The following is a 10,938-nucleotide window of genomic DNA, read 5'->3' as shown; positions in this document are numbered from 1 at the left end:
GCGCAGGGATCACGCCTGACCGCCCGGAGCCGGGCACGGCGGGCCACACCCCCCACAGCGCGGGCCACACCCCCCACAGCGCGGGCCACACCCCCCACAGCGCGGGCCACACCCCCAAACCGCAACCGACAGCGAGCGCACGCCACACCCAACCGCACCGCCCCGAGGCAGGTCATGAGTTCGGATCGACCCGATCTGGGGTTACCCTGACACCATGCAGGCGGTCTCCCCCACCACGACCGGCGTGGCGCACCTGGCCCGACCCGGCCGGCCTGCCATGGTGGCCCGGACCCTCGCCGAGCTGCGCGGACCCACCCGAGGGGTGGTGGAACTGCCGGTGCGGCTGATGTGGTGCGCCGACCGGGCGTTCGACCTCGCCGACCCCGACCAGTTGCTCTGGCTCTACGAGAACGTGTTGCGCGAGACGACGAGCGTCCAGGACCTGCGCCGACTGGTCGACGGGCGGACGCTGCGCCGGGTGTGGCAGCTGCTCAATCTACCCCGGGCCGTACGGCTGGCGTGGGAGAGCCGACACCCGAGTCTCCGGTCGGCGTGACCGGCGAAGCCCCGGACACGCATCCTCACGAGTTTTACCGGGAGGTTGCCCGGGTCGCGCTGACCGTCGCCGGCCCGCACCGTTTCGTGCTCGGCGGCGGGGTGGCCTGGGCCGCGCACGGACTGGTCACCCGCCCCACCGAGGACGTCGACCTCTTCGCCGACGTGGCGGGGGCCGCCGCCGCGGCAGCTGCCGATGTCCGGACCGCGCTGGAACGCGCCGGGTTCGAGGTGGTCGACGCCGATCCGGACAGCGACCTCGGTGACCTGTTCGACGGCTTCGACCGGGATCTGCGGGACTTCGTCGTCGGCCGGGACGAGCGGCGCATCCGTCTCAGCCTGGCCCGCCTCGACCGGCATCGCAGCCCGGTGGTGATGGACCTCGGTCCCGTCATGGACGTCCGGGATCTCATCGGCAACAAGACCGCCGCCCTGGTCAACCGTCGCGAGGTGCGCGACTACATCGACGTGGCCTCCGCCCTGGCGCACCGGTCCGTCGCGGAACTGCTGGAACTCGCCCGGCAACTCGATCCCGCCCTCGATGACGACGACATACGGGCGGCCGGCCGCTACCTCGACCGGATCCCGGACGCCCGGTTCACCCGCTACGGCCTCGAACCCGCCGACATCGCCCTGGTCCGGCGGCAACTGGCCGCCTGGCCCCGCTGACCCGGCACCGCCGCCCCACACCAAGCCGCCGACCCACACCGAGCCAGCGGGAGCACCGAGCCGGCGGGGACCTCACTTGGTGAAGCGACCACCGGTGACGCCCAAGATCTCACCGGTGATGAAGCTCGACTCCTGCGCGGCGAAGAAGACGTACGCGGGCGCGAGCTCCGCCGGCTGACCAGGCCGACCGACCGGGGTGTCGGTGCCGAACTGCTCGACCTTCCCCTCCGGCATGGTCGCCGGGATCAGTGGCGTCCAGATCGGACCCGGTGCCACCGCGTTGACCCGGATGCCCCGATCGACCAGGTCGGCGGCGAGAGCCTTGGTGAAGTTCGCGATCCCCGCTTTGGTGGTGGCGTAGTCGAGCAACTGCGGCGACGGGTCGAAGGCCTGGATCGAGGAGGTGTTGATGATCGTGGAACCGTCGCCCAGATGCGGCAACGCCGCCTTGCACAGCCAGAACATCGCGTACAGGTTGGTCTTGAAGACCCGGTCGAACTGCTCGGTGCTGATGCCGGCGATGCCCTTGTCCTGCGCCATCTGGTAGGCCGCGTTGTTCACCAGGATGTCGATGCCACCCAGGTCGGTCACCGCACGCTCGATCAACGCCACGCAGTTGCGCTCATCGGCGATGTCACCCCGGATCGCGACACCCTTGCGACCGGCGGCCTCGACGAGGCGGACCGTCTCCCGGGCGTCCGCGTCCTCCTCCTCGCCGAGATAGGAGATCAGCACGTCGGCGCCCTCCCGGGCGTACGCGATGGCGATCGCCCGGCCGATACCCGAGTCACCGCCGGTGATCACCGCCTTCTTGCCGTCGAGCTTGCCGGTGCCCCGATAGGTGTCCTCTCCGTGATCCGGCTTCGGCGTCATCTCGCCGGTACGGCCCGGTGGGCTCTGCTGCTGGTTCGGCTGCCCCGACTGCTGGCCGTACTGCTCGGTCGGGTCCTGCTGGGTGTACTGCGTCTCGCTCACGGAGGTCTCCTCGCCCGGAATCGGTGGGGTTGCGGACCCGCAGACACCTACCCGGGCGCAGTGGGCGGAAACGGCTGGCGAGTCGATGACGTCCACTGCGCCGGGCGGTGCGCGTCACCTCGCGTAAGGGCATCCTAGGATCCTGGATGGCTATGCGAGCGGTGGACTGTCGGATCCGCCGTCAGTCGAGCACGTCGGCGACGCTGCGCCTCGGGCCGGGCAGGCGATCCGCCAACGCCAGGGCGGCCCGGACCGACACCCGGCCGACCAGTTCGTCGAAGTCTGCCCGGCCCAGGCAGAACCGGGTGAACGCGCGCCAGCCGGGCGGCGTGGCGAGGGCCCGGTGGCAGAGCGCCGGGCGCTGGGAGAAGACGTCGAGCAGTCGTTGCCCGGCCCGCATGGCCGGGACGAGACGCTCGGTCACCGACCGTTCGTAGCCACCGAGATCGGCGCCGGCCACCGCCGCCCCGGCCAACTCGCCGGAGCGCAGCGCGTAGCTGATCCCCTCCCGGGTCCAGGGCTCCAGCAGGCCGGCGGCGTCACCGGCCACCAGCACCCGCCCACGCCGCAGCGGCGAGTCGTCGGACCGGCACCGCGTCAGGTGGCCCGAGTCGTGGACCGGCGACACGTGAGCCAGCCCGAGGCGGTCGACGAACCGACGCAGGTACTGTCGGGTCCGCTCCCCCTCACCTCGACCGGCGATCACGCCGACGGTGAGCCGGTCGCCCTTCGGGAACACCCAGGCGTACGAGCCGGGCAGCGGCCCCCAGTCGAGCAGCACCCGGCTGCGCCAACGGGCCTGCTCGGTCGGCGGTACCGGCAGCTCCAGCTCCAGCCCCAGATCCACCTGACGGTGGCGCACCCCCACGTGGCGGGCGGTAACCCCGGACGAGCCGTCGGCACCGACGACCGTACGGGCCAGCAGCACCTCGCCGCCGGCAAGCCGCAGCCGTACGACATCGGGATCCTGCTCCACCGATCGAACGGTCGCCCGCTCGCGGATCTCGGCCCCGGCGGCCACCGCGGCGGCCCGCAGCCGGTCGTCGAACTCCTCCCGGCGCACCATGCTCACCAGCGGTCCGGCACCGTGCCGGCGGGTGAACCCGCCCCGCCCGTCGAGGGTGAAGGTGACCCGGTCCACCGTGTCATGGGCGGGCACCTCGATCCGCCCGGTAACCGCGGCCAGCGAGGTGCCGATCAGACCACCGCCGCAGGTCTTGTAGCGAGGATGCGTGGCGCGCTCGACGACGAGCGTGCGCACCCCGCGACAGGCGGCGGCGTAGGCGGCGGAGAGCCCGGCCGGGCCACCACCGATCACCACGAGTTCCCAGACGCTCACCGGTGCAGGGTAGATCAGCCGGGCGCGGGCATCTTCCCCGCCGCACCGGGTAACCGCCGGCCGCAGACCGCCTGCCGCAGGCGGACGGACGCACGAGGAGGACGCCATGCAAGAGGTGCGGCTGTCGGAGGACGAGGCGCGGGTGTACGACGCGGTGGCGGCCCTGGAGGCGCGCGGCCAGGTACCGTACCCCGACATGATCGCCCAGGAGTGCGGGCTGACCGAGGAGCAGTTGCAGACCCCACTGCACCTGCTGACCGAGAAGAACCTGCTGCACCGGGAGGACTCGCCGATGTCCGGGCTGGACTTCGGCCCTCGATTCTGCGCGCAGCAGTTGGCATGACCGGCAACCGCACACGTCGACCGGCGCCACGGCGTCGGACCGCCGGTTGAACCCCGCGAAGTCCCGCGGTTCGACGGGGTCCGAGGCCACGTCGTACGAACGGCGACGCTGGCAGGCCCTCGGGGTGGGGCTGGTCGCGGCGTTCATGACGCTGCTCGACATCAGCATCGTCAACGTCGCCCTACCGTCCCTGGAGCGTGCCCTGCGGGCCGATCCGAGCGACCTGCAATGGGTGTTGTCCGGGTACGCGCTGAGCTTCGGCCTGGTCCTGGTGCCGGCGGGACGCTTCGGTGACGTGCGGGGGCGACGCAACGCGTTCGTCTTCGGCATCGCCCTGTTCACGCTGAGCAGCGCGCTGGCCGGGCTGGCCCAGTCCCCCGGCTGGCTGGTCGCCGCCCGACTGCTGCAGGGTGCCGCCGCCGGGGTGGTCAACCCACAGGTGACCGGCCTGATCCAGCAGTTGTTCGCCGCACCCGAGCGGGGCCGACCCTTCGGCTTGCTCGGCGCCACCATCGGAATCTCCACCGCCATCGGTCCGTTGCTCGGTGGCGTACTGATCGCCGCCGGTGGCCCGGAACACGGCTGGCGGTGGGTCTTCTTCGTCAACGTGCCGGTGGGCGTCGTCGCGATGGTACTCGGCTGGCGGCTGCTGCCCGGCCGGGTCACCCCACGCGGTGCGCAACGCCGGTTCGACCCGGTCGGCGTGCTGCTGCTCGGCGTCGGCGTGACCCTCGTGCTGCTGCCGCTGGTGCAGCGCGAACAGTGGCCCGGCGCGACGAAGTGGTTGCTGCTCCCCGCCGGCCTGGCCATCCTCGCCGGCTTCGTCGCCTGGGAGCGCCGCTACGCCCGGCACGGCCCGCCGCTGTTCGACGTCCGCCTGTTCAGGCACCGGTCGTACGCCCTCGGCTCGACGATCGCGCTGCTCTACTTCGGCGGGTTCACCGCCATCTTCTTCATCTTCACCCTGTACCTGCAGAACGGGCGCGGCTACAGCGCCCTGGTCGCCGGTGCGGCGATCACCCCGTTCGCGCTCGGCTCTGCCGTCGCGTCCGCCGTCGGCGGGCGGGTGGTCAACCGGTACGGCCGCCCCCTGGTCGCCGTCGGACTGGCTGGTGTGGTGACCGGTCTCGGTCTCGCCGCGCTGGCCATCGAACTGGCACCGGGGGCCCCGGTGCCCTGGGTGACCGCGCTGCCGCTGCTGGTCGCCGGCATCGGCAGTGGCCTGGTGATCGCGCCCAACCAGACGCTGACCCTGACCGAGGTGCCGGTTCCACAGGCCGGCAGTGGTGCCGGCATGTTGCAGACCGGGCAGCGGATCGGTTCGGCCGCCGGGATCGCGGTGGTCGGCGCGGTCTTCTTCTCCGCACTTGCCGACGGCGCGGAGGCCTGGTCGCGGGCGTTCGAACGGTCGCTGCTCACCTCGGCCGCGATCATCGCGCTGGCCCTGGTGGCGGCCGCCGTCGACATCGTCCGCAACCACCGCGGCCGGCCCCGCGAGCGGGGCCGGCCGGTGGGTCACTGAGCGCCGGTGTCACCAGAGCTGGGAGACGATGTCCGCCGCCTGCTCCTCCCACTGCGCGTAGTGGAACGGGTAGGCCGACACCTGCACGGTCTGCGCGGCGGCGGTCAGCGGCAGATCCCGCCAGCCGCCGACGTTCTTCAGGGCCTCGAAGAAGACGGTCGAGGAGTACTCGGGGTCCCGGATCTGCTCCACGCTGCCCCATCCGGTGGACGGACGCTGCTGGAACAGGCCCTGCGAGTCGTGGTCGTTCCACGCGCCGAGGTGTCCGAGGTTGTAGAGCTTCGACTCCTGCAGGGCGGTGGCGATGCCGATCACGGCACCACGCTCACCGACACCGGTGCGCTTGGCCACCTCGATGATGGTCTTGGCATTGTCCCGCTGCGCGTCGTCGAGCGGGATGCGCGACTGGGCGCCCTGCACACCGTGCGGGATCAGCTCGTCGCGGGTCGGACTCCCGGCCTCCGGCTTGTCGGTGCTGCCGGCGGTGGTCAGCCCGGATTCCACCGGCACACCGGTGCTGGCGCGACCCGTCGCCCGGTCGATCGCCGCGACCGCGCCGGAGTGCGGGCCGCTGGTGATCGGCGCGGCCACGGCGGTGGGGCCGAAGGCCAGTCCGGCGAGGGCGGTGGCGCCCACCACGCTGAGCGCGGTCTTCCGGTTCGGGATCGTCGCGATGGCCGGGAGCCATCGAGTGAAGTCCAGCTTCACGATGGTTGCCCTTTCGATCGGGTACGAGCCGCTCGGGGTTGAGCCGCTCTGGGGGCGGAACGGGCCGGTCGAGGTTTGCCAGCCGGCACTATGGGGGACACAACTCGGCTGGCATGTCCGCCATTCCGGAAATGCCGCCATGGCCGCTGGCTGCGACCCAGGTCACGACGCGAGTCCGCCCGCCGGGGCACGGAACGGACGGAGAGCCTCAGACCTCGTACGGAGCCCCGAAGCGCACCAGGACGTGCCAGAGCTGCTTGAGGTGCTGCATGGTGTCGGTGGCCGGCCCACGATCGGCCCAGCGACCCGGGTCGGTCACCACCGACGCGGCGGCCCGCCCGACCAGTGCGGCGTGCAGGGGCTCGCCCGCTCGGGCGAACTCGGCGTGCACCCGTGCCGCCAGCGGTGGGATCGCCGGCCCACGGAACTCGGCGTCCACCCGGTCCACCGGCAACGCGAAGCCGGCGTGCCAGCGGATCGGGAAGCCGTACCGGTCGGCGGCGGCAAGCAGGCAAGCCTCGGTGTCGGTGCCCCGGAACGATGGGTCGATGACCAGGTCCAGCACGTCCCGATCCAACCGGACCTCACCGTGCACCTGCGCCTCGACGTAGTCGTCCAAGGCGCGGCCGGCGGCCCGGGGCGCCGCGGCCAGCACCTCCCGGCGGCGCAGCAACTCGCCGGTGAGGGCCACCAGATCCATTCCGGGTCGGCCCAGGCACACGCCGGTCTCGACGGTCGCGGCGATCAGGGCGGCCAGCACCGGCTCGACCACGTCGACGGTGCCGACGTCGCGCGGTCCGAGGTGGCTGTCACCGAAGCAGAAGGTGGTGCGGGCCAGCACCTCGGGACGCAGCCGCAGATGGCAGGAGCCGAACCGGGGACAGGCGCCGTCGGGGTGGTCGAGCAGGTTCAGGCCGCCGTACTTCGGCCGCTCCGCCGGGCCGACGCCCGGTCGCTGATAGGCACCACCGAACAGGCGCTCCTCCCAGCGGTCACGGTCACCGCCGAGGTACGCGGTGAGGCCGCCGTTGGAGATCCGCGTCTCGAACTGGCTGCGGTAGACCCCCTCGGCGGCGAGCGCCTCGGCGACCGTGCGGCCGTCGGCCAGCAGCCGGTCCGGGTGGAAGTTGAGGGTGATCCGCCCCTGCCGGCCGATGGCCGCGACCAGCCGCTCCGGCTCGTGGCGTACGCCGGTGCGGGCCAGCGCCCGCCCGATGACGGCCAGCGCGGTGGGGCGGTCCCGCAGGGCCACCGCGCGTACGTGGCGCAGTGCCGCCCGTTGGGCGGCGGTCAGCGTCGGGTCGCCGGACATGCCGGCAGTCTCGTGGCAGCCGGCACTTTTCGCAGCCCCGTTTCCGGGCCGCCGCGCGGCGGCGGTCCCGGGCAGCCCGCTCGGCACCGAGCTCAATGCCCCCTGGCCAGCCAGTGCGGTAGCTGCGGGGCCTCGGCCCCGATGGTGGTGCTGTCGCCGTGCCCGGTGTGCACCATCGTGTCCGGTGGGAGGGTGAGCAGCCGGTCGCGAATCGAGTCGACGATGGTGCCGAAGTCGCTGTACGAGCGACCGGTGGCGCCCGGCCCACCGGCGAACAGGGTGTCGCCGGTGAAGACGACGCTCAGCTCGGGAGCGTGCAGGCAACACGCGCCGGGGCTGTGCCCCGGGGTGTGCAGCACGGTCAGCGCGGTGCCGCCCACCTCGATGGTCTGGCCGTCGTCGAGGGTGCCGCCCGGTGGATCGTCGGGATGCACCAGGTCCCACAGCACGCGGTCGGCAGGGTGCAGCAGCACCGGGGCGCCGGTGACCCGGGAGAGCCTCGGGGCAACCCGGACGTGGTCGTCGTGGGCGTGCGTGGCGACGATCGCGGTGACCCGCCGCCCGGCCGCCACCTCGAGGATGGCGTCGACGTCGTGCGGGGCGTCGATCACGACGCACTCGGCGTCGTCACCGACCACCCACACGTTGTTGTCCACGTCGAAGGTCTGACCGTCCAGGGAGAAGGTGCCGGAGGTGACCGCGTGGTCGATTCGGGCCGGCATCAGAAGACCACCACCGAGCGGAGCACGTCGCCCCGGTGCATCCGGGCGAACGCCTCCTCCACCCCGTCCAGGCCGATCTCCTCGGTGACGAAGGCGTCCAGGTCGAGGCGGCCCTGCAGGTACAGCTCGGTGAGCATCGGGAAGTCGCGGCTGGGCAGGCAGTCGCCGTACCAGCTGGACTTGAGGGCGCCGCCACGGCCGAAGACGTCCAACAGGGGCAGTTCGATGCGCATCTCCGGCGTGGGCACGCCGACCAGCACGACGGTGCCGGCCAGGTCGCGGGCGTAGAACGCCTGTTTCCAGGTCTCCGGCCGGCCGACCGCGTCGATCACCACGTCGGCGCCGAAGCCGCCGGTGGCGGCCTGGATCTCCGCCACCGGGTCGGCCGCGGAGGCGTCGACGGTGTGGGTGGCACCGAACCTGCGGGCCAAGTCGAGCTTGCGGGGGTCGGTGTCGACCGCGATGATCGTCGTCGCGCCGGCCAGGGCCGCGCCGGCCACCGCCGCGTCACCGACACCACCACAGCCGATCACCGCCACCGAGTCACCGCGGGTCACCCCGCCGGTGTTCATCGCCGCACCGAGTCCCGCCATCACCCCGCAGCCGAGCAGCCCGACGGCGGCCGGCCGGGCCGCCGGGTCCACCTTGGTGCACTGGCCGGCGTGGACCAGGGTCTTCTCGGCGAAGGCGCCGATGCCCAGCGCCGGGGCGAGTTCGGTGCCGTCGGTGAGGGACATCTTCCGGGCGGCGTTGTGGGTGGCGAAGCAGTACCACGGACGGCCGCGTCGGCAGGCCCGGCACACGCCGCAGACGGCCCGCCAGTTGAGCACCACGAAGTCACCGGGTGCCACACCGTCCACGCCCTCGCCGACCTGCTCGACGATGCCGGCGGCCTCGTGGCCGAGCAGGAACGGGTAGTCGTCGTTGATGCCACCCTCGCGGTAGTGCAGGTCGGTGTGGCATACGCCGCACGACTGCACCCGGACCACCGCCTCGCCCGGACCGGGGTCGGGCACCATGATCTCGGTGACCTCGACGGGCGCGCCCTTGCTGCGGGAGATGACTCCCCGTACCTGCTGACTCACGCTGTCCTCCTACTGCCCACCGGCTCGCGGCTCCGCCGTCGTCGCACGGCGGCTGCCGCGTTCGCCCTCAGGAGGCGAACCTACCGCCGTGACGACGGATCGGCACCGCTGCGCCGCCGGTGCCCGGCGCGCGGACGGTGACGGGCTCGTCGATCCGCCCCGGCGCGGCCCCGCCGCGCCTACGGCGTGGCCGAGTGCGCCGCGCCGCGCCTACGGCGTGGCCGAGTGCGCCGCGCCGGCCCGGTCGAAGCGGATGGCGGCGTCGGTCAGCCGTCCGTACCGCATGGGCAGCAGGTCGCGCAGGTAGTTCTGGTGCAGCCGCCAGGGTGCCCGGGTGCCCTGGCGGGGCAGCCGTCCGACACCGCGCCGCACGTAGCCGGAGGTGAGGCCGATCAACGGGGTACGCGGGCCCGGTGGCGGGGCGAGCGGGGTGACGATCTGGGTTCCGGTGCGGTCCAGGTGACGCAACAGCCGGCACACGTAGCCGGCCACCAGGTCGGCCTTGAGGGTCCAGGAGGCGTTGGTGTAGCCGATCGTCATGGCGAAGTTCGGCACCCCGGAGAGCATCATGCCCTGGTACGCGACGGTCTCCGGCAGATCCACCTCCGTCCCGTCCACCCGCAGGGTGATCCCGCCGAGGGCGAGCAGGTCCAGTCCGGTGGCGGTGACCACCACGTCGGCGGGCAGCTCCCGACCGGAGCCGAGCCGGATGCCCTGGGCGGTGAAGGTCGCCACGCTGTCGGTGACGATCTCGGCCCGCCCGTCGGAGAGCACGGTGAACAGGTCACCGTCCGGAACCACGCACAGCCGCTGGTCCCACGGGTCGTAGCGGGGGGTGAGGTGGCGTTCGACGTCGAAGCCGGTGGGCAGCCGGCGCGCCGCCGCGCGGCGCAGCAGCCCGCGTACCAGGCCGGGGGCGCGCCGGCTGAGCTGATAGTTGGCCGTGGCGAGCAGGATGTTCTTCCAGCGCACGGTCTGGTGCGCCAGGCGCGCCGGCAGCAGCCGCCGCAGGGCGTCGGCGATCCGGTCGCGGGAGGACAGCGGCAGCAGGTACGTCGGCGAGCGTTGCAGCATGGTCACCCGGGCCGCCTGTCGGGCCAGCGCCGGCACCAGCGTCACGGCGGTGGCGCCGCTGCCGATCACCACCACCCGACAACCGGTGGGGTCGAGGTCGGTGGGCCAGTGCTGCGGGTGCACGATCCGGCCGGTGAACCGGTCCTGGCCGGTGAAGTGCGGCGTGTGGCCGGCCTCGTACCGGTAGTAGCCGGTGCAGGCGTAGAGGAACGAGCAGGTCAGTACGACGGTCTCGGTGGTGTCCTCACGGTGGACGTGCACCGTCCAGCGGGCCTGGTTGCTGTCCCACTCGGCCCGCTGCACGCGGTGCCGGAGCCGGATGTGTCGGGTGACGTCGTGCTCCTCGGCGGTACGACGCAGGTAGTCGCGGATGGTGTCGCCGTCGGCCAGGCTCTTCGGGGCGGTCCACGGCGCGAACGAGTAGCCGAGGGTGAACATGTCCGAGTCCGACCGCACACCCGGATAGCGGAACAGGTCCCAGGTGCCGCCGATCGCGTCACGCGCCTCCAGCAGCGCGAAGGTTCGGCCGGGCTGGCGGCGCCGGAGGTGGCAGGCGGCTCCGATACCGGACAGACCAGCGCCGACGATGAGCACGTCGACATGCTCTGAGGTCATCTCGCCTCCCGCCCGCCCA

At 72.6% G+C, this 10,938-nt stretch carries 11 protein-coding genes; 4 read left to right on the top strand and 7 right to left on the bottom strand.

Annotated features, from left to right (window positions below):
- Positions 1-214 precede the first annotated feature (214 nt).
- On the top strand, positions 215-556 hold the full coding sequence (locus tag KBX00_RS19680) for a hypothetical protein (RefSeq protein ID WP_210829067.1): 342 nt from the start codon (positions 215-217) through the stop codon (positions 554-556).
- Entirely contained in the window at positions 553-1,224 is a 672-nt protein-coding gene (locus tag KBX00_RS19675; RefSeq protein ID WP_210829065.1) for a nucleotidyl transferase AbiEii/AbiGii toxin family protein, read from the top strand. The genes KBX00_RS19680 and KBX00_RS19675 overlap by 4 nt, the downstream gene beginning before the upstream one ends.
- 72 nt (positions 1,225-1,296) lie before the next feature.
- Here KBX00_RS19675 and KBX00_RS19670 read toward each other — a convergent pair whose 3' ends face one another.
- Positions 1,297-2,199: an SDR family oxidoreductase gene (locus KBX00_RS19670; RefSeq protein WP_210829063.1), complete on the bottom strand. Its 903-nt coding sequence runs from the start codon at positions 2,197-2,199 to the stop codon at positions 1,297-1,299.
- A 181-nt stretch (positions 2,200-2,380) separates the two neighbouring features.
- Entirely contained in the window at positions 2,381-3,538 is a 1,158-nt protein-coding gene (locus KBX00_RS19665; protein WP_210829059.1) for a geranylgeranyl reductase family protein, read from the bottom strand.
- Positions 3,539-3,644: 106 nt separating this feature from the next.
- On the opposite strand from KBX00_RS19665, the gene KBX00_RS19660 reads away from it, so the two are divergent.
- Both KBX00_RS19660 and KBX00_RS19655 read left to right on the top strand, forming a co-directional pair.
- Positions 3,645-3,881: a hypothetical protein gene (locus KBX00_RS19660; protein ID WP_210829052.1), complete on the top strand. Its 237-nt coding sequence runs from the start codon at positions 3,645-3,647 to the stop codon at positions 3,879-3,881.
- 46 nt (positions 3,882-3,927) lie between these two features.
- Positions 3,928-5,403: an MFS transporter gene (locus KBX00_RS19655; RefSeq protein WP_301548243.1), complete on the top strand. Its 1,476-nt coding sequence runs from the start codon at positions 3,928-3,930 to the stop codon at positions 5,401-5,403.
- 9 nt (positions 5,404-5,412) lie between these two features.
- Here the strand turns inward: KBX00_RS19655 and KBX00_RS19650 are convergent, their stop codons facing one another.
- The 5 genes from KBX00_RS19650 to KBX00_RS19630 all read right to left on the bottom strand — a co-directional run bounded on the left by KBX00_RS19650 (position 5,413) and on the right by KBX00_RS19630 (position 10,919).
- A complete protein-coding gene (locus KBX00_RS19650) occupies positions 5,413-6,111 on the bottom strand; it encodes a hypothetical protein (protein WP_210829051.1) in 699 nt (232 codons plus the stop codon).
- 208 nt (positions 6,112-6,319) lie between these two features.
- Complete coding sequence (locus KBX00_RS19645) at positions 6,320-7,423, bottom strand: DUF3626 domain-containing protein (protein WP_210829050.1); 1,104 nt, start codon at positions 7,421-7,423, stop codon at positions 6,320-6,322.
- Positions 7,424-7,515: 92 nt separating this feature from the next.
- The gene (locus KBX00_RS19640) at positions 7,516-8,145 is read right to left on the bottom strand and encodes an MBL fold metallo-hydrolase (RefSeq protein WP_210829049.1); all 630 of its coding nucleotides are present in this window, start codon (positions 8,143-8,145) and stop codon (positions 7,516-7,518) included.
- On the bottom strand, positions 8,145-9,230 hold the full coding sequence (locus KBX00_RS19635; protein ID WP_210829048.1) for an S-(hydroxymethyl)mycothiol dehydrogenase: 1,086 nt from the start codon (positions 9,228-9,230) through the stop codon (positions 8,145-8,147). The genes KBX00_RS19640 and KBX00_RS19635 overlap by 1 nt, the downstream gene beginning before the upstream one ends.
- A 210-nt stretch (positions 9,231-9,440) precedes the next feature.
- Positions 9,441-10,919 carry an NAD(P)/FAD-dependent oxidoreductase gene (locus KBX00_RS19630; protein ID WP_210829046.1) on the bottom strand — a complete coding sequence of 493 codons (1,479 nt, stop codon included), beginning with the start codon at positions 10,917-10,919 and terminating at the stop codon, positions 9,441-9,443.
- Between the last annotated feature and the right edge of the window lie 19 nt (positions 10,920-10,938).

Source organism: Micromonospora sp. C95 (assembly GCF_018070465.1).
In the GTDB taxonomy this organism is placed as follows: domain Bacteria; phylum Actinomycetota; class Actinomycetes; order Mycobacteriales; family Micromonosporaceae; genus Micromonospora.
This window is presented reverse-complemented; position numbering and strand designations above follow the sequence as displayed.